21 protein-coding genes are annotated in these 25622 nt (G+C 67.7%); 14 read left to right on the top strand and 7 right to left on the bottom strand.

What is annotated here, in order from left to right; all coding sequences use genetic code 11:
- Nucleotides 1–62: 62 nt before the first annotated feature.
- From P1IM2_RS13925 to P1IM2_RS13900, 6 genes are all read right to left on the bottom strand, one after another.
- On the bottom strand, nt 63–1109 hold the full coding sequence (locus P1IM2_RS13925) for an enoyl-CoA hydratase/isomerase family protein (protein ID WP_186402839.1): 1047 nt from the start codon (nt 1107–1109) through the stop codon (nt 63–65).
- Nucleotides 1106–2251: an acyl-CoA dehydrogenase family protein gene (locus tag P1IM2_RS13920; protein ID WP_186402838.1), complete on the bottom strand. Its 1146-nt coding sequence runs from the start codon at nt 2249–2251 to the stop codon at nt 1106–1108. Before P1IM2_RS13920 ends, P1IM2_RS13925 begins: the two co-directional genes overlap by 4 nt.
- On the bottom strand, nt 2248–2649 hold the full coding sequence (locus P1IM2_RS13915; protein WP_186402837.1) for a RidA family protein: 402 nt from the start codon (nt 2647–2649) through the stop codon (nt 2248–2250). The genes P1IM2_RS13920 and P1IM2_RS13915 overlap by 4 nt, the downstream gene beginning before the upstream one ends.
- Nucleotides 2642–2950, bottom strand: coding sequence for an I78 family peptidase inhibitor (locus P1IM2_RS13910; RefSeq protein ID WP_186402836.1), 309 nt, complete (start codon nt 2948–2950; stop codon nt 2642–2644). The genes P1IM2_RS13915 and P1IM2_RS13910 overlap by 8 nt, the downstream gene beginning before the upstream one ends.
- A 21-nt stretch (nt 2951–2971) precedes the next feature.
- A complete protein-coding gene (locus P1IM2_RS13905; RefSeq protein ID WP_260834163.1) occupies nt 2972–3547 on the bottom strand; it encodes a hypothetical protein in 576 nt (191 codons plus the stop codon).
- Nucleotides 3548–3634: 87 nt separating this feature from the next.
- Nucleotides 3635–5131, bottom strand: coding sequence for a CoA-acylating methylmalonate-semialdehyde dehydrogenase (locus P1IM2_RS13900; RefSeq protein ID WP_186402835.1), 1497 nt, complete (start codon nt 5129–5131; stop codon nt 3635–3637).
- Between the two features lie 101 nt (nt 5132–5232).
- Here P1IM2_RS13900 and P1IM2_RS13895 point away from each other — a divergent pair, with 101 nt between their 5' ends.
- From P1IM2_RS13895 to P1IM2_RS13865, 7 genes are all read left to right on the top strand, one after another.
- The gene (locus P1IM2_RS13895; protein ID WP_186402834.1) at nt 5233–6135 is read left to right on the top strand and encodes a LysR family transcriptional regulator; all 903 of its coding nucleotides are present in this window, start codon (nt 5233–5235) and stop codon (nt 6133–6135) included.
- Nucleotides 6136–6239: 104 nt separating this feature from the next.
- The gene (locus P1IM2_RS13890) at nt 6240–7430 is read left to right on the top strand and encodes an efflux RND transporter periplasmic adaptor subunit (protein WP_062901644.1); all 1191 of its coding nucleotides are present in this window, start codon (nt 6240–6242) and stop codon (nt 7428–7430) included.
- A gap of 6 nt (nt 7431–7436) precedes the next feature.
- Nucleotides 7437–10631 (top strand): efflux RND transporter permease subunit, encoded by a 3195-nt coding sequence (locus tag P1IM2_RS13885; RefSeq protein ID WP_186402833.1) that lies wholly within the window; start codon nt 7437–7439, stop codon nt 10629–10631.
- Nucleotides 10628–12037 (top strand): efflux transporter outer membrane subunit, encoded by a 1410-nt coding sequence (locus tag P1IM2_RS13880; protein ID WP_062901642.1) that lies wholly within the window; start codon nt 10628–10630, stop codon nt 12035–12037. The genes P1IM2_RS13885 and P1IM2_RS13880 overlap by 4 nt, the downstream gene beginning before the upstream one ends.
- 79 nt (nt 12038–12116) lie before the next feature.
- Nucleotides 12117–12902, top strand: coding sequence for an ImuA family protein (locus P1IM2_RS13875; protein WP_058812224.1), 786 nt, complete (start codon nt 12117–12119; stop codon nt 12900–12902).
- Entirely contained in the window at nt 12811–14355 is a 1545-nt protein-coding gene (locus P1IM2_RS13870) for a Y-family DNA polymerase (protein WP_062901640.1), read from the top strand. The genes P1IM2_RS13875 and P1IM2_RS13870 overlap by 92 nt, the downstream gene beginning before the upstream one ends.
- Nucleotides 14352–17636 (top strand): error-prone DNA polymerase, encoded by a 3285-nt coding sequence (locus P1IM2_RS13865; protein WP_186402832.1) that lies wholly within the window; start codon nt 14352–14354, stop codon nt 17634–17636. Before P1IM2_RS13870 ends, P1IM2_RS13865 begins: the two co-directional genes overlap by 4 nt.
- Before the next feature lie 121 nt (nt 17637–17757).
- Here P1IM2_RS13865 and P1IM2_RS13860 read toward each other — a convergent pair whose 3' ends face one another.
- Entirely contained in the window at nt 17758–18576 is an 819-nt protein-coding gene (locus P1IM2_RS13860) for a flagellin (protein WP_003041418.1), read from the bottom strand.
- 246 nt (nt 18577–18822) lie between these two features.
- Here P1IM2_RS13860 and fliE point away from each other — a divergent pair, with 246 nt between their 5' ends.
- The 7 genes from fliE to P1IM2_RS13825 are packed head-to-tail and all read left to right on the top strand — an operon-like array spanning nt 18823 to nt 25613.
- Nucleotides 18823–19164 carry a flagellar hook-basal body complex protein FliE gene (gene fliE, locus P1IM2_RS13855; protein ID WP_003041419.1) on the top strand — a complete coding sequence of 114 codons (342 nt, stop codon included), beginning with the start codon at nt 18823–18825 and terminating at the stop codon, nt 19162–19164.
- Nucleotides 19165–19167: 3 nt separating this feature from the next.
- A complete protein-coding gene (gene fliF, locus P1IM2_RS13850) occupies nt 19168–20820 on the top strand; it encodes a flagellar basal-body MS-ring/collar protein FliF (protein ID WP_186402831.1) in 1653 nt (550 codons plus the stop codon).
- On the top strand, nt 20813–21859 hold the full coding sequence (locus P1IM2_RS13845; protein ID WP_062901637.1) for a flagellar motor switch protein FliG: 1047 nt from the start codon (nt 20813–20815) through the stop codon (nt 21857–21859). The genes fliF and P1IM2_RS13845 overlap by 8 nt, the downstream gene beginning before the upstream one ends.
- On the top strand, nt 21852–22448 hold the full coding sequence (locus P1IM2_RS13840) for a FliH/SctL family protein (RefSeq protein WP_186402830.1): 597 nt from the start codon (nt 21852–21854) through the stop codon (nt 22446–22448). Before P1IM2_RS13845 ends, P1IM2_RS13840 begins: the two co-directional genes overlap by 8 nt.
- Nucleotides 22445–23776, top strand: coding sequence for a FliI/YscN family ATPase (locus P1IM2_RS13835; protein WP_186402829.1), 1332 nt, complete (start codon nt 22445–22447; stop codon nt 23774–23776). The genes P1IM2_RS13840 and P1IM2_RS13835 overlap by 4 nt, the downstream gene beginning before the upstream one ends.
- Nucleotides 23773–24216, top strand: coding sequence for a hypothetical protein (locus P1IM2_RS13830; RefSeq protein WP_186402828.1), 444 nt, complete (start codon nt 23773–23775; stop codon nt 24214–24216). Before P1IM2_RS13835 ends, P1IM2_RS13830 begins: the two co-directional genes overlap by 4 nt.
- Nucleotides 24213–25613: a flagellar hook-length control protein FliK gene (locus P1IM2_RS13825; protein WP_186402827.1), complete on the top strand. Its 1401-nt coding sequence runs from the start codon at nt 24213–24215 to the stop codon at nt 25611–25613. Before P1IM2_RS13830 ends, P1IM2_RS13825 begins: the two co-directional genes overlap by 4 nt.
- Nucleotides 25614–25622: the final 9 nt, after the last annotated feature.

Raw genomic sequence — 25622 nt, 5'->3', positions numbered from 1 at the left:
CGCAAAGGCGGGGGCCGTTGGCGTTGTGCCGCGACCGGTCCCCGCCTTCGCGGGGGCCAAGATCAGCTAAGCGGGGTCCATGTCTCATTCTCGGGCAACGGCGCGAAGATCGCGTCGATCCAGTCGTCGGTGACTGCCTCGGGTGTCGGCGGGTCCCATTTCGGGCTGTTGTCCTTGTCGATGATCAGCGCGCGGACACCCTCGATGAAATCGTGCATCTGCACCACCCGGCTGCCGATCGCATATTCCTGCGTCATCTGCGCGGCGAAGTCGTGCATCGCACCGCCTTCCTTGAGTTGGCGGAGCGCGACCTTGCAGGTTTGCGGCGATTTGCCGTGGAGCGTCGCCAGTTCCTTTTCGGCCCATTCTCCGCCATCGGCTTCGAGCGCGGCAAGAATCTCTTCATAGCTGTCGCTGGCGAACAGGCGATTGATCCGGTCGAAATGCTGCATGATCGCGGCGGGCGGCGCGGTGACCGACAGCTCGCCCAATATGCCGCCAATGCGGTCGGGGTGCTGCGCGATGCGCGCCTTTGCCTCGGCGAGCTTTTCGGACGGCAGATAGTGGGTCGCGAGGCCCAGCGCGAGGCATTCGGCCCCGTCGAGCCGCGCGCCGGTGAGCGCGAGATAGACGCCGACACGCCCCTCCAGCCGCGGCAGATACCAGCCGCCGCCGACGTCGGGGAACAGGCCGATCCCGGTTTCGGGCATCGCAAAGCGCGTATGTTCGGTCGCGACGCGATATTTCGCCGGCTGCGAAATGCCGACCCCGCCGCCCATGGTGATGCCGTCCATGAAGGCGACGACAGGCTTCGCATAGGTGAAGAGCAGATGGTTGAGGCGATATTCGGTGTGGAAGAACTGCCGCGCCTCCATTCCGTCCTTGGCGCCGCTTTCCGCAAGCATTCGAATGTCGCCCCCGGCGCAGAAGCCGCGGCCTTCGCTATGGTCGATAATGACCGCCTCGACGGCCTCGTCATCGCGCCATCCGAGCAGCGCATCGATCATCGCCCGGCACATCGGCAGGTTGAGCGCGTGGATCGCCTTCGGACGATTGAGCGACAAGCGGCCGGCATGGCCGTCGATCGAAATCAGAACATCTTCGGTCATTGGCGCAGCAAATCCCTTCCCACGATCATCCGCATGACCTGATTGGTGCCTTCGAGGATCGAATGGACGCGCAGGTCGCGCCAGAAACGCTCGATCGGATAATCCTTCAGATAGCCGTAACCACCGAACAATTGCAGCGCGTCGTTGACGATCTTGCTGCCGTTGTCGGTCGCAAGCCGCTTCGCCATCGCCGAGAAGCGCGACTTGTCGGGTGCGTTCGCGGTGACCTTTGCCGCCGCCATATAGAGGAGGGCGCGCGCGGCTTCGAGGTCGGTTGCCATGTCGGCAAGCATGAACTGGGTGTTCTGGAAATCCGAAATCGGCTGGCCGAACTGCTGGCGGTCCTTGGTATAGGCGATCGCCTCGTCAAGGCAGCGCTGCGCCCCGCCGAGCGAGCAGGCGCCGATGTTGAGGCGGCCGCCGTCGAGCCCCGCCATCGCAAAGCGGAAGCCGTCGCCTTCCGCACCGACGCGGTTTTCGACCGGCACCTTCACATTGTCGAAGATCACCTGCGCGGTCGGCGAGGCGTTCCAGCCGAGCTTGCGTTCCTTCGCGCCGAAGCTGACACCGGGCATGTCCTTTTCGATGACGAGGCAGCTGATCCCCTTCGGTCCCGGCTGGCCGGTGCGCACCATCGTCACATAAAGATCGTTGACGCCGGCGCCCGAGATGAACTGCTTGGTGCCGTTGACGACATAATGGTCGCCGTCGAGCGTCGCGGTGGTCTTGAGCGCCGCGGCGTCGGACCCCGAACCGGGTTCGGTGAGGCAGTAGCTGGCCATGCGGTCCATGGTGACGAGGTCGGGAAGATATTTCGCCTTTACCGCATCGCCGCCGAAGCTGTCGATCATCCAGCTCGCCATATTGTGGATCGAGATGAAGGCGCTCGTCGCCGGGCAGCCGTAGGACATCGCCTCCATGATCAATGCCGCCTCGAGCCGGCCGAGGCCGATACCGCCCGATTCCTCGCTGACATAGATCGCCGCGAAGCCGAGTTCGGCCGCCTGCTTGATCACGTCGCGCGGGAAATGCGCCTTTTCGTCCCATTCGGCCGCAAAGGGCGTGATGGCGTCGGCGGTGAACTTGCGCGCCATGTCCTGGATCGCGCGCTGGTCGTCGGTAAGCTGGAACTGGTCGGTCATATCCCTGTCTCTAAAATGGCCTCGGCCTCGATTTCGACTTTCCATTCGGGGCGGATCAGCGCCGGAATGACGAGCATCGTCGCGGCCGGGCGGATCGCGCCGAATATGGCGCCATGCGCCTGTCCGACGCGATCGGCATCGGCGGCGTCGGTGATATACATGCGGGTGCGCACGACGTCGGCGAAGCTGCCGCCCAGGGCTTCGAGCGCTTCGCCGATGATCGTCAGGCAGCGCGCGGCCTGCACTCCGGCGTCGCCGACGGTCGACGAACCGTCGGGCTCGATCGGCGCGCAGCCGGCGACGTCGATGCGATTGCCGACCCGGACCGCGCGGCTGTAACCGTACACGGGCTCAAAGGGCGACGCCGAGCCGTGATTGCGCCGCCGGCCGTCAGCCACACGTAACCTGCGTGATCTTGTAGGCGTCGTCGTACATGACGTTCACCCGGTCCTGCCGATAATCCATCGTCATCGCGCTGCGCGGCGGGCCCCAGCGCAGCGTGCGCGCGCCGGTCGCTTTCAGGATGGCGCCGCCCAGATCGGGGCTCGCGGTCTGGCCGACATAGCTTTGCGCCGCATCGGCGTTGCACGTCATTGCGGCCGGCGGCGGCCCGGCATCGGAGGGAGAACCGTCCCCGGCGCTGGCGCAGGCGGCGAGCGGCAGGACGGCGGTGAGGGTCAGAAAACGGATATCCATCATATATCTCCCTTTCTTCGCAAGTCAGGCGCAGCGGGTATAGCGCATCGCGTCGGGCGCGGCACCATCGCCATAATCGCGGCGAACGAGCGTCTTGCCGCCGTCGGCGAGGCCGAGCAGCATCAGCCGGTCCCACTGCTGCCCTTCGCCGCTGAATTTATAATCGGCAACGATGCGGTTTGCATCGCGGTCGCGCACCCGCGCCAGATCGCCCGCCGATTCGAAGAAGCGCAGCGTCTTTGCGTCGATCACCAGCGCGGTCAGGTCGGTGCCGGGACGCGCGCCGCAATCCTCCGCCTTCAGCGCCCAGCGACCGCGGATGGCAACCGGAATCGCCTGCACGCCGATACCGACCCCCGCGTCGGGTGCCTTCGGCGGGGCCACCGACGGATCGGCAACATAGGCGAGGTCGGCATCGCTGGCGCCGCCCGCGGCGGGCGCCGGTTGAGCAGGCGCGTTTTGCGAAGGCCCGGCCGGCGCATCGGCCGCCTGTTCCTCAGCGGCGGGTGCCTTGTCATCGGTGCCATCGGTGCCGTCGCTGCCGCCGCTGCACCCGGCAAGCAGCAGCAAGGGAGCGGAAAACAGCCAGCGCGTCATCATTCGATCTCCTGCACGGCGCCAGCGACCGGCCGGCGCCCCAACAGGAAATGCCCGATGACGGGGGCCGGTTTCATCGCCAGCGCGCCGTCAGCCCATGGTCGGGATGACGAAGGCGTTGCCGCCGTCAGGCGACCCATCGGGCCAGCGCGCGGTCACGGTCTTGACCTTGGTCCAGAATTTGACCCCCTCCATGCCGTGCTGGTTGGTATCGCCGAACGCCGAGCGCTTCCAGCCGCCGAAGGTGTGATAGGCGACGGGCACCGGAATCGGCACGTTGATGCCGACCATGCCGACATTGACGCGCGCGGCAAATTCGCGCGCGGCGTGGCCGTTGCGCGTGAAGATGGCGACGCCGTTGCCATACTGATGCCTCGACGGCAGTTCGAGCGCGGTTTCGAAATCGGGCGCGCGGACGATCTGCAGCACCGGGCCGAAGATTTCTTCCTTGTAGCTTTCCATCTCGGGGGTGACATGGTCGAACAGCGTCGGGCCGACGAAGAAGCCCTTTTCATGCCCCTGCAAGGTAAAGCCGCGCCCGTCGACGACCAGCTCGGCGCCTTCGTCGGCACATTTCGCGATCCAGCCTTCGACCTTTTCCTTGTGCGCCTGCGTCACCACGGGGCCGTAATGCGCGTCGGGATCGGTCGATACGCCGACGCGCAGCGCCTCGATCGCCGGGACCAGCTTGTCGCGCAGTCGCTGCGCCGTATCCTCGCCCACCGGGACGACGACGGGCAGCGCCATGCAGCGTTCGCCCGCCGAGCCGAAGGCGGCGCCGGTCAGGTCGCTGACCACCTGGTCGAGATCGGCGTCGGGCATGACGATGCCGTGATTCTTCGCGCCGCCCATCGCCTGCACCCGCTTGCCCGCGCGCACGCCGCGTTCATAGACATAATGGGCGATGTCCGACGAGCCGACGAAGCTGACCGCGGCGATGTCGGGATGATCGAGGATGGCATCGACCATTTCCTTGTCACCGTGGACGACCTGGAAAATCCCCTCGGGCATTCCGGCTTCGAGGAACAGTTCGGCCAGGCGGACGGGAACCGACGGGTCGCGTTCGCTGGGCTTCAGGATGAAGGCATTGCCGACCGCGGTGGCGACCGCGCCCATCCACAACGGAATCATCGCGGGAAAGTTGAACGGCGTGATGCCGACGCCGATGCCGAGCGGCTGGCGCATCGAATAGACGTCGATGCCGGGGCCGGCGCCCTGCGTATATTCGCCCTTCAGCACATGCGGGATGCCGCAACAGAATTCGACGACCTCCAGCCCGCGCTGGATGTCGCCCTTGGCATCGGCGATCACCTTGCCATGTTCGGCCGAGAGCATCTGAGCAAGCTCGTCCATATTGGCCTCTACCAGCCGCTTATATTCGAACATCACCCGCGCGCGGCGCTGGGGATTCACTGCGGCCCAGGCCGGCTGCGCCGCCTTGGCCGCCGCGACCGCGCGATCGAGGAGCGCCTTGTCGCCAAGCGCCACCTGCGCCTGAACGCCGCCATTGTTCGGATCGAGCACGTCGCCGAGCCGTCCCGTATTGCCGCCGGCACCGCCGACGATGTGATGATCGATCTGTCGCATGAGGGTCGAGTCTCCCGTTTCTGACGTGTCGCAGCCACAAACCAAAACCAGCGCGATTGCAAGGGATAGACTTGCAGCCATATCCTGCATATTTGCAGCATATGGATTGGGACAGCCTGCAATATTTCCAGATGGTTGCGCGTCATGGCACGCTGGCGCGAGCCGGCCAGGCGCTCCACGTCGACGCCACGACGGTCAGCCGCCGCATCAGTGCACTGGAAAGCGCCTTGCAGCAGACGCTGTTCGAACGCGCGCCGACGGGTTTCGTTCTGACCGCCGCCGGTCGGGCGCTCGTTCCGCATGCCGAAGCGATGGCGGCAGCGGCCGCGCGCATCCATTCGGCAGGCGATGGCGGCACGGCGCTTTCGGGGCAATTGCGGATCAGCGTCTCCGAAGGTTTTGGGGGCAGCTTCATCGCGCCGCGCCTCGCCGCCTTCGTCGCGGCCCACCCCGAGCTCGAGATCGACCTTGTCGCTTCGTCGGGTTTCCTCAACCCCTCGCGGCGCGAGGCCGATATGGCGGTGCTGCTCGCGCGGCCCCGCAAGGGCCCGCTGATCACGCGCAAGCTCGCGGACTACAGCCTCGGCCTCTACGCCCCCGCCGACCGCCGCGACTGGCATCGGGCGGTCGAAGCGGCGCCCCTCTCGCGTACCGGTATTCCCGTCGTCGGCTATGTCCCCGACATCCTCTATGCCCCCGAACTCGACTATCTGGGCGAGATCGAACCGGGGTTGCGCGCTGGCATCCGATCCTCTTCGATCCTCGCGCAGCGGCGGATGATCGCGGGCGGTGCCGGAGTCGGCGTCCTGCCCTGCTTCCTTGCTGCGGGTGACCCCGCGCTCGTCCGCGTCCGCCGCGACCAGACGATCGCGCGCGCCTTCTGGCTGGCGCTGCACCGCGACATCGCGCCGCAGCCGCGGATTCGCGCCTTCATCGACTGGCTCGACGCCGAAGTGCAGGCCGCACGCACGCTGTTCGTCCCCGAGCCAGGAAAATTGTCGTAATTTGTCGCAATGCAGCCTCGGGGCTTGCATGGTGCGGCGCAATAGGTTGAATAGGCGCCCTTCCCCCCGCCCTCCCCGGCGGTTTCGACACGAGACAACAGACTATGCTGCACAAGAAGCCGCTGCTCCTTGCCGGAGCGCTGTGCGCGATGACGCTTTCGCTGGGCGCCTGTTCGGGCAAGGACGACAAGGGCGGCAACCGCGCCGCGCAGGTCGGCTTTGTCGTGGTGCGCGAGGAGGCCGTGCCGATCACCACCGCGCTCGGCGGCCGCACCGTCGCCTTCGAGACGAGCGAAGTCCGGCCGCAGGTAAACGGCATTGTCCGCCAGCGCCTGTTTACCGAGGGCGGGACGGTGCGCGCCGGCCAGCCGCTGTTCCAGATCGACGCGAGCCTTTACAAGGCGGCGGTCGATCAGGCCGCGGCCAATCTGGCGAGCGCCCGCGCGAGCGCGCAGGCGGCCGAGGAAAAGGCCAAGCGCTTCGAGCCGCTCGCCAAGATGCAGGCGGTGGCCGAACAAGATTATACCGACGCGCTGGCACAGGCGCGCGTCGCGCGCGCCGCCGTCGCGCAGAGCGCCGCATCGCTCGAAACTGCGCGGATCAACCTGCGCTATTCGACGATCACCGCGCCGATCGGGGGCCATATCGGCCGCTCGCTCGTTACTCCCGGCGCGCTCGTCAGCGCCAGCCAGGCGACGCCGCTCGCGGTGATCCAGCGCACCGACCCCATGTATGTCGACATCCAGCAATCGGCCGCCGACATGACGCGCCTGCGCCAGTCGCTTGCCAGCGGCGGGGTGACCGCCGGCAGCACGAGCGTGCGGCTGAAGCTGGAGGACGGCAGCGATTACGGCCTGTCCGGCACCGTGCAGTTTTCCGAAGTGACGGTGAACGAAGCGACGGGGACGGTGACGCTGCGCGCGCGCTTCCCCAACCCCTCGGGCCTGCTGATGCCCGGCATGTTCGTGACCGCGCTGTTCGACCAGGCGGTGAACCCCGCGGCAATGCTGGTGCCGCAGGCCGCGGTGCAGCGCGATTTCGACGGATCGGCTTTCGTCTATCTGGTCGGCAACGACAATAAGGCCGAACGGCGCAAGGTCGACGCGGACCGCACGGTCGGCGCGAACTGGGTCGTCACCGGCGGGCTGAAACCGGGCGACCGGGTCATCACGCAGGGTGTCGGCAACCTGAAGCAGGGATCGGCGATCAAGCCAGTGCCCGCGACCAGTCCGCAGCGGGTGGGGGCGCCCGCGGGGAAGAGCGCCGACAAGAGCGCCGCGACGAAAGGACAATAACGCCCCATGTCGCGCATTTTCATCGATCGGCCGATCTTCGCCTGGGTGCTGGCGATCGTCGTCATGCTCGGCGGGCTCGGCGCGCTGTTTTCGCTGCCGATCGAACAATATCCCGACATCGCGCCGACGCAGGTCAATATCCGCGCCAGCTATCCCGGCGCCTCCGCCGAGACGATCGAGAACAGCGTCACGCAGGTGCTCGAGCAACAGCTCACCGGTATCGACGGCCTGCTCTATTTCAGCTCGCAGTCGAGTTCGCGCGGGCAGGCGACGATTACTGCCATCTTCGCCAAGGGCACCGATCCCGACATCGCGCAGGTGCAGGTGCAGAACAAGATCGCCTCCGCCATCTCGCGCCTGCCGCAACAGGTGCAGAGTCAGGGCGTGCGCGTCACCAAGTCCAATTCGGATTCGCTGCTGCTCGTCGGCGTCTATGACACCACCGACACGCGATCGAACCAGGATGTGTCCGACTATCTGTCGTCGAACGTGCAGGATCCGCTGTCGCGCGTCGAAGGCGTAGGCGACGTCAATGTCTATGGCTCGCCGCATGCGATGCGCATCTGGCTGAACCCGCAGCGGCTCGCCGCGGTGTCGCTGATGCCCGGCGACGTCGTCACCGCGATCACCGCGCAGAACAGCGAGGTCGCGGCGGGCGAGGTCGGCGGCACCCCGGCGCCCGAGGGACAGATGCTGAATGCGACCGTAACCGCCCAGTCGCGGTTGCAGACGCCCGAAGAGTTCGAGAATATCGTGCTCAAGACGCTGCCCGACGGGTCGACCGTAAGGATCAGAGACGTCGCGCGGGTCGAGGTCGGCGCCGAAAATTACGGCACCATCGTGCGCATCAACGGCCATCCGGGCGCAGGCATCTCGATCTCGCTGTCGCCCGGCTCCGACGCGCTGGAAACCGCCGACCGGGTCAAGACGCGCGTTGCCGAACTGGCGCAGGATTTCCCCGACGGCCTGACCTATGCCTATGCCAACGACGCCACCGCCTTCATCAAGCTGTCGGTGAGCGAAGTGCAGAAATCGCTGTTCGAGGCGATCCTGCTTGTCGTGCTGGTGATGTTCGTCTTTCTGCAAAGCTGGCGCGCGGTGCTGATCCCGGCGATCGCTGTGCCGGTCGTGCTGCTTGGCACCTTCGGCGTCTTCTATATCGCCGGTTTCACGATCAACACGCTCACCCTGTTCGGCCTGACGCTCGCGATCGGCCTGCTCGTCGACGACGCGATCGTGGTGGTCGAGAATGTCGAGCGGCTGATGGAAGAGAATCCCGGCATGTCGGCGCGCGAGGCGACGATCCAGTCGATGAAGGAATTGCAGGTCGCCTTGATCGCGATCGCGATGGTGCTGTCGGCGGTGTTTCTGCCGATGGCCTTTTTCGGCGGATCGACGGGCGTCATCTATCGTCAGTTCTCGATCACCATCGTGTCGGCGATGGCTCTGTCGGTACTCGTCGCGCTGATCCTCAGCCCGGCGCTGACCTCGACCCTGCTGAAGCCGCGCAGCCATGGCGGGGACGAGGATCGGCCGCACCGTTTCCCGCGCGTGCACGCCGCGATGATCCGCGCCCGCGACGGCTTCAACACGCGGTTCGACCGCACGGTTCGCGGCTATGTCGGCAGCGTGACCCGCGTCGTCGATCGCAAATGGCTGTTCCTTGGCATTTACGCCATCATTCTGGTGCTGCTGGTGCTTATGTTCGTGCGCCTGCCGACCGGCTTTCTTCCCAATGAGGATCAGGGCCGCGTTTCGGTGCAGTTCCGCTTGCCCGCGGGCGCGACGCAGGAACGCACGCTCGCAGTGCGCGACAGCGTCGAAAAATATCTGCTGAGCCAGGAAAAGGCCAATGTCGGCGCGCTCTTCCTCGTCGCGGGCGGCGGCGGGGGCGGTGCTACCGGCCAGAATACCGGCCAGGGTTTTTTGAATCTCGTCCACTGGGACGACCGTCCCGGCAAGGAAAACACCGCCGACGCGATCGCCGACCGGACGCGCAAGGCGCTGTCGGGCCTGCGCGACGCGCAGGTCTTCGCCCTCGTTCCCGGCGCGGTGCGGGGTCTTGGCGATTCGTCGGGCTTTACGATGGAGTTCCAGAACCGCAGCGGGATGAGCCGCGCCGAATTCGTCGCGGCGCGCGACCGGCTGCTCGACATGGCCAATGCCAATCCCAAGCTCACCTCGGTTCGGCTCAGCGATCTTCCCGATGTCGCGACGTTGAAGGTCGATATCGATACGCAGCGGCTGACCGCCTATGGCCTCAGCAACGGCGATGTGAACAACACGCTGGCGACCGCCTGGGGCGGCCGCTACGTCAACGACTTCATCGACAAGGGCCGCGTCAAGCGCGTCTATGTCCAGGGCGACGCCCCCTATCGCGCGAAGCCCGACGATATCGGGCAATGGTATGTCCGATCGTCCGATGGCGAGATGTCGCCCTTCTCGGCCTTTTCGAGCATCGGCTGGTCAACCACCCCGGCAAGCACGTCGCGCTTTCAGGGCGTCCCGGCGTTCGAAATTTCGGGGCAGGCAGCCGCCGGCGTCAGTTCGGGCGAGGCGATGGATGAGATGGAGCGGATGGCGGCCGAAATTCCCGGCACCAGCGTCGCCTGGGCGGGCGCGTCCTATCAGGAACGCCTGTCATCGGGGCAGGCGCCCCTGCTCTATGGCCTGTCGCTGCTCGTCGTCTTCCTCTGCCTTGCCGCGCTTTACGAAAGCTGGTCGATCCCGCTTGCGGTGCTGCTCATCATTCCGCTCGGGCTGGTCGGCGCGGTTTTCGCGGTGACGCTGCGCGGGCTGGAAAACGACGTCTATCTGCAGATCGGGTTGCTGACGACGATGGGACTGGCGGCGAAGAATGCGATCCTGATGATCGAGTTCGCCGAACAGGAGGAACGCAAGGGTCGCCGCGTTATCGAGGCAGCGGTCGAGGCGGCGCGCATCCGTTTGCGTCCGATCCTGATGACCAGCTTTGCCTTCATCTTCGGCGTCCTGCCGCTCGCCATTGCGACCGGTGCGGGGGCCAACAGCCGCGTCGCGATCGGCACGTCGGTGATCGGCGGCATGCTGACCGCCGCGCTGCTCGCCATTTTCTTCATTCCGCTCTTCTTCGTGCTCGTCCGCCGCGGCGTGCGCGACGGGCTTGCCGCGCTGCGCCGGCGCTTCGGCAAAAAGGACGGCGACGCGGAGGTGACGGCATGAAACGCGCGCCCTTCCTGATGATCGCAGCGCCGCTGATGCTCGCGGGCTGTTCGCTTGCGCCGAAGACGGCGTTACCGCCGCCCCCGGTACCGCAAGGCTGGCCGGTCGGCGACGCCTATCTGATCCAGAGCGAGGCGGCGCTGCCGATCCTGTCCTACAAACAATTGTTTACCGACGCGCGGCTCCAGTCGCTCGTCGAACAGGCGCTCGCGAACAATCGCGACCTGCGCACCGCCTATGCCAATCTGGCGGCGGCGCGCGCGCAGGTGCGGGTCAGCCGGGCGGCGCAATTCCCGGCGATTGGCGTCAGCGCGAGCGGCGACTATGCCGACCGCGGCGGCACCGGCGGCTCCGGCGGCGCGGGCAGTAGTTTCGCGCTTCAAGGCGGGGTCACCGCCTTCGAACTCGACCTGTTCGGGCGCCTCGCCAATGCGAATGCCGCCGACCGCGACCGCGCGCTGGCGACCGAGGCCGCGTCGCGCACCGTGCGGCTGAGCCTGATCGCCGATCTCGCCAATGCCTGGGCCGCCTATGGCGCCGACCGCGACCTGCTCGCCATTGCGCAGGAAACCGCGACCAATGCGCGCGAAAATGTCCGGCTGACGAAGGCGCGGCTCGACGGCGGCGTCGCGCCGCGCACCGACCTCAGGCAAGCCGAACAGATATTGGCGACCGCCGAGGACGCGATCGCGCAGCAGCAGACTGCGATCGCGCAGGACGAAAATCTGATCCGCCTGCTCGTCGGCGGCGATGTCGATCCGGCGCTGTTCCCCGCCAGCCTGGCCGAGGTGACGCCCGCGGTTGCGGCGCCCCCGGCCGGGATGCGGTCGGAAATCCTGTTGCGGCGGCCCGACGTGATCCAGGCCGAATATCTGCTGCGCGCCGCCAATGCCGATATCGGCGTCGCGCGCGCGCGGTTGTTCCCGACGATTTCGCTGACCGGCCTGCTGGGCTTTGCCAGCGACGCGCTGTCGAGCCTGTTCGACAAGGGTTCCTTCGCCTGGTCGGCGGGCGGCGATGCCAGCGCCTCGATCTTCGATTTCGGTGGCCGCCGCGCCGGGGTGGCGGTGAGCGAGGCGCAGCGCGATGCCGCGCTTGCCAGCTATGAAGGCGCGATCCAGACCGCCTTTCGCGAAGTCGCCGACGCGCTCGCGGTGCAAGGGACGATCGCCGAGCGGGTCCGCGCCGCCGCCGCCAACACCGAAGCCGCAGCCGACACGGCGAGACTCAGCGATGCGCGCTACAAGGGCGGGGTCGACAGTTTCCTCGCCAGCCTCGACGCGCAGCGCAGCCTCTATGCCGCGCGGCGCAGCGAAATCGCGACAGGCCTGCTGCTCGTCCAGACCCGCATCGCCCTGTTCCGCGCGCTCGGCGGCGACAGCAGCGCGGGGTCCGCGGCGCCTTAGAGCGCCATCCAGAAGCGAATCCCGACTCCGCTTGACAACCCCATCCGCTCGCGCGCTAATAGAACAAATCAGGAACATTATGCGCGAGTCGTCTTCCTCTCTCGCCGCGCTGCGCCAACGCGTCGCCCGGCTCGCCGATAGCGGCGCCCCGTCCGGCGGGGGCGATGGCGGCTGGCTGGCGAGTGGCCATGCGGATTTCGATGCGGCGATCGGCGGCGGGTTGGCGATCGGCAAGACGCATGAATTTTTCGCAGCCGACGCGCTCGATGCGACGAGCGCCGCGGCCTTTGCCGCGTTGCTCGCGCTGCGTACGCCCGGCGCGGCGCCGCTGCTGTGGCTGCGCACCGCCGATGCCGCACGGCGCGCGGGGCATATCTATGCGCCTGGCATCGCCGAGCTTGGCGGCGACCCCGACCGGCTGCTGCTCGTCGAAACCGCCGACCCCAAAATGCTCCTCGCCTGCGCCAATGACGCGGTGCGGTGCGGCGGCTCGGCGGCGGTGATCGTCGAAAGCTGGGGAGCGTGGCCCGCGCTCGACCTGACCGCGGGGCGGCGGCTGGCACTCGGCGCACGCGATGCGGGGACCGTGCTCCTGATGCTGCGACTCAATACGCTTCCCGCTCCCAGCGTGGCGGAAACGCGCTGGACGGTCGCCGCCGCGCCCTCGACGGCGCTCGAGGCCGATGCGCCGGGCGCGCCGGGCTTCACCCTCGACCTGATACGCTGGCGCGGCGGCCCCGCGGGCGCCCGCTGGCAGATGGAATGGAATCGCGATGAGCAAGTCTTCCGGGGGGCGGCGCTATCTGGCGCTCTTCTTCCCGTGGCTCCCGGCCGAACGGCTGTGCCGCGCCGCGCCGCCGCCTGACGCTCCGATCGTCTTTGCCGAAAAGCAGCGCGGGGCACTCCGTCTTGCGAGCGTCGATCCGCACGCCGCGGCGCTGGGGCTCGGCCCCGGCATGCCGCTCGCCGATGCCCGCGCGCAGGTCGGCGACCTTGCCGTCGTGCCGCACGATCCCGTCGCCGATGCCGCCTGGCTCGACCGGCTCGCGCAGGGCTGCGCGCGCTACACGCCGCTCGTCGCGCTCGATGCCCCCGACGGGCTGATCCTCGACATCGCGGGCGCGGCGCATCTGTTCGGCGGCGAAGCAGAACTTGTCGCCGATGTCGAAGAGCGCATGGACCGGCTGGGGATGACGCTGCGCAGCGCGCTTGCCGGCACCGCCGATGCGGCGCGCGCGCTCGCCCGCTACCAGGCGCTCCCCGCCCCCGACGAGGCGGCGGCGGTGCGCCGCCTGCCCGTCGCGGCGCTGGGGCTGGAGGCGGAGGCGACGACCGCGCTCGTCCGCGCGGGGCTCAAGACGATCGGCGATCTTTCGGGCCGCCCGGTCGCCGCGATCGCCGCGCGCTTCGGGGCCGAGGCGGCGAACGCGCTGCGCCGGTTGCTCGGCGATGCACCGAGCCCGCTCGACCCGCGCATCCGGCCCCCGCCGATCGTCGTCGAGCGCCGTTTCGCCGAACCGCTAGGCAGCAGCGCCCATGCCGCTGCTGTGCTCGCCGAGCTTGCCGCCGAGGCCGCCGTCGCGCTCGGCGAACGCGGCAAGGGCGGGCGCCATTTTCGCGCGACCTTCTTTCGCAGCGACGGGCTGGCGCGCAGCATCGCAATCGAAACCGGCCAGCCGACGCGCGACGCCGATCTGGTCATGCGTCTGTTCGCCGAACGGATCGACAGCCTGCGCGATCCGATCGACCCCGGTTTCGGTTTCGACATGATCCGCCTCGCCGTGCCGCGGATCGAGGCGCTGGGTGCCGGCCAGCTCAGGCTCGAGGGCGGCGCGGCGAACACCGCGCCGGGCGCCGCCGCCGTCGACGAACTCGCCGACCGGCTGGCGACCCGGCTCGGGCGCGGGCGCGTCCGGCGGCTGCGCAGCGCCGATACCCATATCCCCGAACAGGCGCAGCTTGCCTTGCCCGCGGTCGAGGCGCCGCCGCCGACGCCCTGGACCGCGACCGAGCCGGGCGAACCGCCGCTGCGCCCCTTTCACCTGTTCGACCCGCCGCAGCCGATCGAAGTGATCGCTGAAGTCCCCGACGGCCCGCCGCAGCGCTTCCGCTGGCGCCGCACGCTCCATGCGGTACGCCGCTTCGAAGGCCCCGAACGCATCGCGGCCGAATGGTGGCGCCGCCGCGACAATGCCGGGCTGACGCGCGACTATTACCGCGTCGAGGATGCGCAGGGTCGCCGTTACTGGCTGTTCCGCCACGGCCTCTACGATGAAAAGCCCGACCCGCGCTGGTATATCCATGGGGTCTTTGCATGAGCGCGCCTTGTCCCGACGCCGATCCCGGTTTCGCCGAGCTGGTCGCTGCGACCAACTACAGCTTCCTGCGCGGCGCCTCGCACCCCGCCGAAATGGTCGCGCGCGCGCTCGAACTCGGCATGACGGGCATCGGCATCGCCGACCGCAACAGCGTCGCGGGGGTGGTGCGGGCCTGGGCCTTCCTGAAAGAGCTGCAGGCCAAGCAGCCGGAGGCGGTAGCGGGATTCCGGCTGGTCGTCGGCGCCCGGCTCGCATTCGCCGACGGCACCCCTGACATTGTCGCCTATCCGGTCAGCCGCCATGGCTGGGGCCGCCTGACGCGCCTGTTGTCGACCGGCAATCTGCGCGCGCAGAAGGGCGACTGCATCCTTCACCTCGAAGATCTGCTCGCCTATTGCGACGATCTGTTGCTGATCGCGACGGAGGGCGACGAGACCCTGCTGCGCCAGCTCAAGCACGCACGTCCCAAATCGCTCTGGCTCGCCGCGACCATGCCCCGGGGAGGTGCCGACGCGCGGCGGCTGGCGCGACTGCACCGTCTGGCGGCGGCGGTGAACGTCCCGCTGCTCGCAACCTGCGATGCGCTTTACGCAACCCCCGCACAGCGCCCGCTCCACGACATCGTCACTTGTATCCGCGAGGGCACGACACTGCACAGGGCAGGCCGGCGTCTCCACGCCAATGGCGAACGCCATCTAAAAGCGCCGGCCGAGATGCGCCGGCTGTTCGCGGCCTGTCGGGGAGCGGTCGAGCAAAGCGCGCGGCTGCTCGACCGTATCGGCTTCGCGCTCGACGAACTGCGCTACGAATATCCGCACGAACCGGTGCCGCCGGGATGGAAGCCCTTCAACTATCTGCACCATCTGGTGAAGACGGCGGCCGAGGCGCGCTACGGCACGCCCTTGTCGGCGAAAGTCCGCAAGCTGATCGGCAACGAACTGCGGCTGATCCGGCGGCGGAATTATGTCTATTATTTCCTCACCGTCCACGACCTCGTCCGTTTCGCGCGCGGCCAGAAGCCACCGATCCTCTGCCAGGGGCGCGGATCGGCGGCCAATTCGATCGTCTGTTTCCTGCTCGGCGTCACCTCGGTCGATCCGATGCAGCACGACCTGCTCTTCTCGCGCTTCGTCTCGGCCGAGCGCGACGAGCCACCCGACATCGACGTCGATTTCGAGCATGAGCGGCGCGAGGAAGTGATCCAATATATCTACCGCCGCTACACGCGCGACCGCGCCGCGATTGCCGCAACCGTCATCCATTATCGCCCGCGCAGCACGATCCGCGAGGTCGGCAAGGCGCTGGGCCTCAGCGAGGATGTCACCGCGCGGCTCGCCGATACGAGCTGGGGCAGCTGGGGCGACGAGGTGCCGGTCGAGCGGCTGGCCGAAGCCGGACTCAACCCCCATAATGGCGAGATCGAGCGATTGCACCGTTTCGTCGGCGAATTGCTGAAGGCGCCGCGTCACCTGTCGCAGCATGTCGGCGGCTTCGTGCTGACCCAAGGGCGGCTCGACGAACTGGTGCCGATCCACAATGCCGCAATGGAGGACCGTACCTTCATCGAATGGGACAAGGACGATATCGACGCACTCGGCCTGATGAAGGTCGATGTCCTCGCGCTCGGCATGCTGACCTGCATCCGCAAATGCTTCGACCTGATGCGGGCGCACGGGCTGGGCGACCATACGCTGGAGGTCGACATCGATTGCGGCGACGAGGCCGTCTATGAAATGCTCCAGCGCGGCGACAGCATCGGGGTGTTTCAGGTCGAGAGCCGCGCCCAGATCAACATGCTGCCGCGCCTGAAACCCAGGATATTCTATGACCTTGTCGTGCAGGTCGCGATCGTCCGGCCGGGCCCGATCGAGGGCGACATGGTCCACCCCTATCTGCGCCGGCGATGCGGCGAGGAGCCAGTTGAATTCCCCGAGCCTGCCCCGCCGCACCCGCCCGACGAACTGCACGACGTGCTCGGCAAGACTTTCGGCGTGCCGCTGTTCCAGGAACAGGCGATGAAGCTGGCGATGGTGGCCGCCGATTTCACGCCCGACGAGGCCAATGGCCTGCGCCGCGCGATGGCGACCTTTCGCAACGTCGGGACGATCGAGAATTTCCGGGACAAGATGATCGGCGGCATGGTGCGGCGCGGCTACACGCAGGATTTCGCCGAACGCTGTTTCAAGCAGATCGAGGGTTTTGGCAGCTATGGCTTCCCCGAAAGCCATGCGCAGTCCTTTGCGCGGCTTGTTTATGTCTCGTCATGGATCAAGCATTACTACCCCGCCGTCTTCACCTGCGGCTTGCTCAATTCGCAGCCGATGGGTTTTTATGCGCCGGCGCAGCTTGTCCGCGATGCGCGCGAGCATGGCGTCGAGGTGCGCGCGGTCGACGTCAATTCCAGCGATTGGGACAGCAGCCTTGAACCCCGCGCCGACGGCAGCCTCGCGCTGCGGCTCGGCTTTCGGCAGGTGGACGGGTTTCGCCAGGAGTGGTCGAAGCTGATCGCCGACGCGCGGAATGCCGCGCCCTTCGCGTCGGTCGAGGAACTCGCGCGCCGCGCGAACCTGCCTCCGCGGGCGTTGCGCCTGCTCGCCGATGCGGATGCATGCCGGTCGATGGGACTCGATCGGCGCCCCGCGCTATGGGACGCGCGGCGCGTCCGTCAGGGGGTGTTGCCGCTGTTCGGTGCGGCGGGCGCCGACGAACTGGGCACCGAAGACGATGCACGCCTGCCGCCGATCCCTCCGGTCGAACAGGTGCTGACCGATTATCAGACGACGCGCCTGTCGCTGAAGGGCCATCCGATGGCCTTTCTGCGTCCCGCCTTCGCGCGCGAAGGCGTGCTGAGCGCGGGCGAAGTTGCGGGGGCAAAGAACGGGTCGATCGTTTGCACCGCGGGGGTCGTGCTGATCCGCCAGCGGCCGGGCAAGGGCAATGCGATCTTCATCACCATTGAGGATGAGGGCGGGATCGTGAACATCCTGCTATGGGCGCGCCATTTCGAACGCTATCGCCGCGCCGTCATGGCGTCGCGGCTGATGCTGGCCGAAGGCGAGGTGCAGCGCAGCAAGGAGGGCGTCATCCACCTGATGGCGACCCGCATCGTCGATCGCACCGCGATGCTCGACGCACTGGGCAGCGATCGCGGCTTCGATCCCGACTTGTGCCGGGCCGACGAGGTCAAGCACCCGCAAATGCCGCGCGACCGCGCGCCGGGCGCGCGGAACGGCCATCCCCGCAATGTCCGCATCCTGCCCAAGTCACGCGATTTTCATTGAAGCGGGGAGGCCTCCGCCCCGTACGCAAAAAGATGCCCCGGCTGTGGGGAGCCGGGGCATCCGATCAGGCTATTAAAGGGACCAACCAAATATAGCCTGAGATGTTTGCGATGTTCCGCGCTTAGCGCAGCAGGTTCATCACACCCTGGGCGCTCTGGTTCGCCTGGGCGAGCATCGCGGTCGAAGCCTGCGACAGGATCTGCGCCGCCGCCAGCTTCGTCGATTCAGCCGAGAAGTCGGCATCTTCGATCCGCGAGCGCGATTCGTCCAGATTGGTGACACGCGACGTCAAATTATCGACAGCCGCTTCAAGACGGTTCTGCTGCGCACCGAGGTTGGCGCGTTCGCCGGCGACCGTGGTGATCGCGGTGTCGAGCGTCGCCAGTGCACCGGTCGCGCCGGAAGCCGTGGCAACCGAAAGCGCGTTGACGCCCAGCGTCGTCGCATCAAGCTTGCCGATCGTGATGTTCACGTTTTCACCGGTGTTGATGCCGGTCTGGATATCGAAGCCTGCGGTGACGCTGCCGTCGAGCAGTTTGTTGCCGTTGAACGTCGTCTGGCCGACGATGTCGCCGATCTGCGAGATCAGTGCGGTAACTTCCTTCTGCACCAGACCGCGGTCGGCATCGCTGAGAGTGCCGGTCGAAGCCTGCATCGCCAGGTCGCGCATACGAACCAGGATGTCCGAAACGCTGCCCGCAGCGCTGTCGGCGGTCTGCGCCAGCGAAATGCCGTCGTTGGCATTGCGGATCGCTTGGGTGAAGCCGCGCGAGGCAGCCTGCATGCGAGTTGCGACGGCGAGGCCGGCGGCGTCGTCCTTGGCGCTGTTGATGCGCTTGCCGCTCGACAGACGTTCCATAGCCTGCGACTGCATGCGATTGGCAACACGCGAGCTGTTCTGGGCGCGAAGCGCGCTCACATTGGTGTTGATGACAGTCATAATGTTCCTTTCCGGCCCCTTGGCCATTCCCGTGGTGTGAGGGCTCAGCGAGCGGTCACGAAAGCTGTAACGGCGGCGGCGGCGGCGGATTAAGCCGGCGCGTCAAAAAAACGCCGCGGAGCGCAGGCGGCGATAGGATCACTCTATCAAATAGCTGTTTTTCAACGAAAAGAATTTTTGGCACGAGCTTTGCATTACTCTTTGTGCGTGCGGCGAACCGCCGCGCACCAGGACGGATGAAAGCTTATGAGCACGATTGACCAGAGCCGACTGCTGCAAATGCGCAGTTCGATTCTCAATCAGAACCAGGCGCTGCAGCGCGCCGCCGGCGGCGCGGCTGCGGGCGGCGCCGCAGGTGCCGGTGCGGCACCCGATTTCGGATCGGCGATCGCCAGCGCACTGCAGCAGGTCAATACCCAGCAGGCGAAGGCAAGCGACCTCAGCGAAGCCTATGAACGCGGCGACACGCACGACATCGTCAGCGTGATGATCGAACGCCAGAAGGCCTCGCTCGGCTTCGAAACCACGTTGCAGGTCCGCAACAAGCTGCTGTCCGCCTATCGCGACATCATGAACATGCCGGTGTAATCCATGGCCGAAGCTCAACTCCTCGCCCCCGTTGCCGATACGAACCGGCTGCCCCTCCCTGCGATGGGCGGCCGCTTTGCGCCGGTCCAGCAGTTCGTCCGCCAGCCCGCCGTCCAGCGCGCGCTGCCCGCGATCGCCACGACGACCGCGATCGGCCTGGCCGCGCTCGCCTATTTCATGACCCAGTCGGCGCCGCAGGCGCAGCTCTTCGCCGGGCTCGACGACAGCGACAAGGCCGCCGTCGCCGATGCGCTCCAGTCGCAGGGGATCGGCCACACCATCGATCCGACGACCGGCGCACTGACCGTCGATGCCGACAAGCTGTATCAGGCGCGCATCGCGCTCGCCGGGCAGGGATTGCCCAAGGCGCAGCCGAGCGGCGACAGCCTGATCGCCTCGCTCCCGATGGGGTCGAGCCGCGCGATCGAAGGCGAAACGCTGCGCTCGGCGCGCGAAGCCGACCTGTCGCGTACGATCGAGACGATCGACGCGGTCAAGACCGCGCGCGTCCACATCGCCGCCGCCGAACCCAGCCTGTTCGTCCGCGACGACAAGCCCGCAACCGCGTCGGTGATGCTGACGTTGCAGAACGGCCGCAACCTCAGCGACGCGCAGGTTCAGGGGATCCGTTTCCTCGTCGCCTCCTCGGTTCCCGGCATGAACGCCGACGAGGTCCAAGTGATCGACCAGCGCGGCGCGCTGCTCTCCGACGGCGCCAGCAGCGGCGACATGAAGAGCTTCCAGCTCCAGATGCAGATGGAGGATCGCTTCCGCCGCGCGCTCGAAACGCTGCTCGGTCCGATGCTCGGCTCGGGCAATTATTCGGTCGAGGTCCACGCCGACGTCGACATGTCGGAAAGCCAGGCGACGCGCGAAAGCTTCCCCGAAAACGACCGCGCGCTGCGCACCGAACAGGTGAGCCGGGTCGTCAGCGGCCAGAGCACGCCGCCCGCCGTGGGCATCCCCGGCGCGCTGTCGAACCAGCCGCCGCAGGCGACTACGGTGACGAACAATGCCCCCGCGCCGACGCCCGCCGGCGCGCCGACCACCGACACGCAGAGCAACGAAAATTCGGCCCGCGCCTATGAGGTCGGCCGCGAAATCTCGGTTACGCACCAGCCGCAGGGCCGCCTGAGGCGCCTGTCGATCGCCGTCGCGCTGAACCAGGGCCAGAAGGCGCTGACCCAGGCCGACCTCGCGAAGATCGAGGGGCTGGTGAAGGGCGCGGTCGGATACGATCAGACGCGCGGCGACGTCGTCGCGATCAGCCAGCGCCCCTTTGCGAAGGTCGACGATGTCGCTCCCGCCTTCTATGACCAGCCGTGGTTCATGCCGCTCGCCAAGCAGATCGGCGCCGTGCTCGCCGCGCTGCTCGCCTTTCTGTTCATCGGCCGTCCGATGATCAAGTCGGCCAAACAGCGCGCCGCCGCTCGCGCCGAACGCGATGCCGAAATCGAACAGTCGCTGCTCACCGCCACCGAAAGCCGCGCCGCGCTCGACGCGCCGCGTGGCGACAGCGCAATCACGCTCGAGATGATCGAGGCCGCGCCAAGCTATGAAGCGCGCGCCAATCTGGTCCGCGCCTTCGTCCGCCAGGACTCGGCGCGCGCCGCGCTCGTCGTGCGCCAGCTGATGCAGGAGGGCACCCATGGCTGACGACACCGACGTCGCCGGCGAGATCGCACCCGCGGTCGGCCTGCGCCCCGCCATCGAAGGATCGGCCGCCGCCGCGATCCTGCTGATGCTGCTCGAGGAAGGCGACGCCGCCACCATCCTCAAGCATCTCGATCCCGATGAGGTGCGCCTGCTTGCCAAGGGCATGTTCGACGCCGCCAACGCCAGCGAAACCCAGATCGAACAGGCGCTCGACCAGTTCGTCGTGCGCAGCCGCGACGTCAGCGCGCTCGCCATCGGCGCCGAAACGCGTATCCGCACCGTCATCAATCAGGCGGTAGGCAATGTCCGCGCCGACAATATCCTGGCCGCCGTCGCGCCGCAGTCGAGCGCCGCGTCGCTCGAGATGCTGCGCTGGATGGATGTCGAGGCGATCAGCGCGCTGCTCGCCAGCGAACATCCGCAGGTCGGCGCGCTGATCCTGTCGGTGTTGATCCCCGACGTCGCCGCGCGCGCCATCGAAACGCTCGACGAGGTGCTGCAGGCCGATCTGGTGCTGCGCGCGGCGCAGCTCACCACCGTCCCGGCCGCCGCGATCGAGGATCTGGAATCGGTGCTCGCTTCCGCCAATGTCGGCGGCCAGCGCGTCGCCAAGCAGCCGATCGGCGGCCCGAGCGACGTCGCGAAGATCATGAAGAAAATGCCCAAGTCGCTGTCCGAACGCACGATCCGCGCGCTCAAGAAGCAGGACAAGCTGCTCGCACAGGCGATCGAGGAAGAGATGTTCATCTTCGAAAATCTGCGCGAGCTCGACAAGAAGAGCATCGGCACCGTGCTGCGCTCGGTCGATGCAGCGATCCTCGCGGTCGCGCTCAAGGGCACCGACGCCGACATGGTCGATCTGTGCCTATCGACGATGTCGCAGCGCGCATCGGAAACGATCCGCGACGAAATGGCCGAAATGACGATGGTCAAGCGCACCGACGTCGACGAAGCGCAGAAGTCGATCATGCAGATCGTCCGCCAGATGGCGGCATCGGGCGAAATCATGCTCGCAGGCGGGGGCGACGATTATGTCTGATCTCGCGTCCGAATCGACCGTCGCCGCACTGGCGCATGCGATGGCGCGCGACGGCGGCTTTCGCCCGCTGCAGTTCGGCCAGCCGCGCAGCGCTCCGCCAGCGCCGGCCCCCGAAGTGGCGGCCGAACCCGCCGACGACCCCTTTTCGCGCGGGCTTGCCGAAGGCCAGCGCCTGGCCGAAGCCGCCTTTGCGGTCGAACGCCAGCAATTGCTCGCGATGGTTGCCGCCGCCGAAGCGCTGCAGGACGAACCCAGCGAGGAACTCGCGCAGCTGATCGCCGAAACGGTCGAGCGGCTCGTCCGCCAGATCGTCGAGGCGGCGCCGATCGAGGCCGACTGGCTGCGCGCGCAGGCCGAAACCGCCGCCGCGCTGGTCGCCGAAGCCGACAAGGCGCGCACCCTGTGGGTCAATCCCGCCGACGCAGTGCTGCTCGTCGACGCGCCGATCGCGCTGCCGATCGAAAGCGATCCGTCGATGGCGCGCGGCACCGTCCGTGTCGAAACCTCGGCCGGCTGGATCGAACATGGCCGCGCGGTCTACCTCGACGAGCTGCGTGCCGCACTCGGCAGCCAGGGCGGCGCCGCATGACGCGCCGCCTCGCCATGTCCGCCCGCCAGTTGCTCGACCCCGTCGACCTCAGTGACGCATCGCCGCGCCGCATCGGCACGCTCGTCGCGCACGAAGGCATCATGCTCGAAGTGTCGGGCTTTCCCCAGCCGCTCGGCAGCAATGTCCGCATCAAGTCGGCGAACAACGAATATGTGAACGGCGAGGTCGTGGGTTTCCGCGGGCACCGCAGTCTCGTGCTGCCCTTCGACACCAACATGCCGCTCGTCACCGGCGCGCCGGTCGAGCCGCATGGCGCGTCGAGCATGGTGACCGTCGGCAAGGCGCTGCTTGGCCGCATCATCGACGCGCAGGGCAATCCGCTCGACGGCCGCCCGCCGGTCAAGTCGCAGTTCCAGTGGCCGCTCGCGGGCCGCAAGGTCAATCCACTGCGCCGCGGCCGGGTGACCAAACCGCTCAACATGGGCGTGCGCGCGATCAACGGCCTGCTCACCGTCGGCGAAGGCCAGCGCGTCGCGATCATCGCGGGTTCGGGCGTCGGCAAATCGGTGCTGATGGGCCAGATGATCGCAGGCACCGAATGCGACGTGATCGTCGTCGGCCTGATCGGCGAGCGCAGCCGCGAAGTCAGCGACTTCGTCGAAACCAAGCTGCCGCCCGCCGTCCGCAAGAAATCGGTGGTCGTCGCGGTTCCCGCCGACCATCCGCCGCTGCTCCGCCTGCGCGCCGCGATGCGCGCGACCGCGATCGCCGAAGCCTTTCGTCAGGACGGCAAAAAGGTGCTGTTGCTGATCGACAGCCTGACGCGCGTCGCGCACGCGCAACGCGAGATCGGGCTGACGCTGGGCGAACCGCCGACGATGAAGGGCTATCCGCCCTCTACCTTCGCGCTCATCCCCTCGCTCGTCGAACGCGCCGGCAACGACCGCGTCACCGGCGGGTCCATCACCGCGCTCTACACCGTGCTCGCCGATGGCGGCGACATCGAGGATCCGGTCGTCGATTCGGCGCGCGCGATCGTCGACGGGCATATCATCCTCTCGCGCCAGCTTGCCGAACAGGGCGTCTATCCCGCGATCGACATCGCCCGGTCGCTGTCGCGAACCATGGCCGATTCGGTCGATGCCGATCACGCCGCCGCCGCCGCGCGCTTCCGCCAGCTCTGGTCTGCCTATGAAGAGAATCGCGACCTGATGCTGATGGGCGCTTATGTCGCCGGCACCGATCCGGTGCTCGACACCGCAATCGCGCGGCGCGCCGACCAGCTTGCATTCGTTACCCAGCCCGCCGGCGCCCAGGTCGACTTCCAGACCGCACGCCAGTCACTCATCGAAGGATATTCTGCATGACCGCTCGCACCGCACGCCGCAAACGTATCATTCGCGTGCGCACCGTCGAACATCAGATGGCGGAGGCCAATCTGGCGCGCGCCAATGGCGAGCTTGCAAGCCTCGTCGAGCTGTCGCGCCGGCTCGAGGCGCTGCGCGCCGACCTTGCAGTCGCCCGGGGCGTCGTCGCGGGCCGTGCACTCAATACGGTCGGCGAGCTCGGCATGCGGCTCGACATGGCGAAGGAAAATCTTGCGACGCCGCTGGTCAACGCCAGCGCCCGCCGCGACGAAATGGGCGTGCTCGCGCAGAGCGCGCTGATGAAGGAAGAATCGGCGGTGCGCCTCTATGAACGCAGCCGCAAGTCGGCCGAGGTCGAGATGGAACGCCGCGCCGACGCGAACCGCCCGCACCGCCGCCGCACGATGAGCCTGCGCCTGGTCGAAGGCGGCCCGGAATGATGCCCGGCCTGCCCCAGAGCGCGAGCCAGCCCGGCTTCGCGGCCTTTCTGTCCAATATCGGCCAGGCGTCCGCCAGCGGCGCGGGCGAGGACGGCGGCTTCAGCCAGCTCCTCGCCGCGCTTCCCGGTACCGCGACGATCGGCACGACCGGCGATACTCAGGCGAAGGCGACGACCGCGAGCGTGATCGCGCTCGTGGGGGCCGAGGCGGCGGGCGCAGCGGCGCCGACAGCGGATGCTCTGCCGGCTACGGCCACCAACCCCGACGGCACCCCTGCCGCAGAGACGCCGCACGTCGTGACGCCCGATTTTGCCGCCATCGTCGGCGGCAAAAAGCCCGCTACCGAGGCCAAGACGGCACCCGCCGCCGATACCGAAGCGGCGCCCGCGATCCCGCCCGAAACGTCGCCCAAGGCCGCGCCCAAGCGTGCCGGCCCGGACGTTCCGCAACCCGATCCGCAGGATGCTGCGGCCCACGCCGCCACCCTGCTCGCCGCCCTGACCGGCAAACCCGCCAAGCCATCCGCCACCGATCCGGCGAAGGCGGGCACGGGCGATGCCGATGCCGAAGCGACCGATGGCGCGCCTGCGGCTGACGCTGCCACGACTACGGAGACGACGCCTCCCGCCGCGCCGCTGCCCGTCAATCCGGCGCCTGCCGCTGCGAATTGCGTGGCGCCCGAAACCTCCGCGCCGGTTGCGGACAAGCCCGCGAAGGCCGCCAAGGCTGCGCTCGCCCCAACCGTTCCGCAAGGCCGCGACGCACCCACCGCACCCGCAGTAACGCTTGCGAAGGCCGAGAGCGCCACCGCTACGCCGGCGCCCGCCGCCGAACCCGCGGCCAAGCCGATCCGTGCCGAAGCCGGCGCTTCCATGACCGTGCTGTTCAATCAGCCCGCAGCGCCCGGCGCCACAAGCATCGGCGCCCCGGCGCAAGCGGCGCCGCTCGCCGAACGCACGCTCGACTTGACGAGCGATGATCGCTGGATCGCGCAGCTCGCCGCCGATATCGCCGCGACCAAATCGGACAAGGGCGACCTCAGCTTCCGCCTGATGCCGCGCCACCTCGGCCGGCTCGACGTCGCGATGCAACTCGACGGCGACGGCGTGTCGATGAAGCTCGACACCCAGCATGAAAGCACCGCTGCGATCGTCGCCGCCGCACAGCCGAGACTGGTAGAGGATCTCCGCCAGCAGGGTATCCGCGTTGCCGGTGCCGAAGTGACCTGCACCCCCGATCAGGCCGGGCGCCCGTCGCTCGCCCAGGGTCAGGGACAAGGCCAGAACCAGGGACGCGGCGCTGCGCCCGACGCGAGCCATTTGATCGAAACCGCCAATGATCGCGCCGACGCGCGCGATGAAGACAGCGCCGCGAACCGCCGCGGCCGCTTTGCCTGATATCGAAAG

The sequence above is a fragment of the Sphingopyxis sp. P1IMeth2 genome (assembly GCF_900185685.1).
Classification (GTDB): domain Bacteria; phylum Pseudomonadota; class Alphaproteobacteria; order Sphingomonadales; family Sphingomonadaceae; genus Sphingopyxis; species Sphingopyxis terrae_A.
Note: the sequence above shows the minus strand (reverse complement) of the source record. Positions and strands in the feature narration are given on the sequence as shown.

Coding starts and splice junctions, on each gene's coding strand:
- P1IM2_RS13925 (WP_186402839.1), bottom strand. CDS start 1,109: ATGACCGAAGATGTTCTGATTTCGATCGACGGCCATGCCGGCCGCTTG.
- P1IM2_RS13920 (WP_186402838.1), bottom strand. CDS start 2,251: ATGACCGACCAGTTCCAGCTTACCGACGACCAGCGCGCGATCCAGGAC.
- P1IM2_RS13910 (WP_186402836.1), bottom strand. CDS start 2,950: ATGATGGATATCCGTTTTCTGACCCTCACCGCCGTCCTGCCGCTCGCC.
- P1IM2_RS13905 (WP_260834163.1), bottom strand. CDS start 3,547: ATGATGACGCGCTGGCTGTTTTCCGCTCCCTTGCTGCTGCTTGCCGGG.
- P1IM2_RS13900 (WP_186402835.1), bottom strand. CDS start 5,131: ATGCGACAGATCGATCATCACATCGTCGGCGGTGCCGGCGGCAATACG.
- P1IM2_RS13895 (WP_186402834.1), top strand. CDS start 5,233: ATGGATTGGGACAGCCTGCAATATTTCCAGATGGTTGCGCGTCATGGC.
- P1IM2_RS13890 (WP_062901644.1), top strand. CDS start 6,240: ATGCTGCACAAGAAGCCGCTGCTCCTTGCCGGAGCGCTGTGCGCGATG.
- P1IM2_RS13885 (WP_186402833.1), top strand. CDS start 7,437: ATGTCGCGCATTTTCATCGATCGGCCGATCTTCGCCTGGGTGCTGGCG.
- P1IM2_RS13880 (WP_062901642.1), top strand. CDS start 10,628: ATGAAACGCGCGCCCTTCCTGATGATCGCAGCGCCGCTGATGCTCGCG.
- P1IM2_RS13875 (WP_058812224.1), top strand. CDS start 12,117: ATGCGCGAGTCGTCTTCCTCTCTCGCCGCGCTGCGCCAACGCGTCGCC.
- P1IM2_RS13870 (WP_062901640.1), top strand. CDS start 12,811: ATGAGCAAGTCTTCCGGGGGGCGGCGCTATCTGGCGCTCTTCTTCCCG.
- P1IM2_RS13865 (WP_186402832.1), top strand. CDS start 14,352: ATGAGCGCGCCTTGTCCCGACGCCGATCCCGGTTTCGCCGAGCTGGTC.
- P1IM2_RS13860 (WP_003041418.1), bottom strand. CDS start 18,576: ATGACTGTCATCAACACCAATGTGAGCGCGCTTCGCGCCCAGAACAGC.
- fliE (WP_003041419.1), top strand. CDS start 18,823: ATGAGCACGATTGACCAGAGCCGACTGCTGCAAATGCGCAGTTCGATT.
- fliF (WP_186402831.1), top strand. CDS start 19,168: ATGGCCGAAGCTCAACTCCTCGCCCCCGTTGCCGATACGAACCGGCTG.
- P1IM2_RS13845 (WP_062901637.1), top strand. CDS start 20,813: ATGGCTGACGACACCGACGTCGCCGGCGAGATCGCACCCGCGGTCGGC.
- P1IM2_RS13840 (WP_186402830.1), top strand. CDS start 21,852: ATGTCTGATCTCGCGTCCGAATCGACCGTCGCCGCACTGGCGCATGCG.
- P1IM2_RS13835 (WP_186402829.1), top strand. CDS start 22,445: ATGACGCGCCGCCTCGCCATGTCCGCCCGCCAGTTGCTCGACCCCGTC.
- P1IM2_RS13830 (WP_186402828.1), top strand. CDS start 23,773: ATGACCGCTCGCACCGCACGCCGCAAACGTATCATTCGCGTGCGCACC.
- P1IM2_RS13825 (WP_186402827.1), top strand. CDS start 24,213: ATGATGCCCGGCCTGCCCCAGAGCGCGAGCCAGCCCGGCTTCGCGGCC.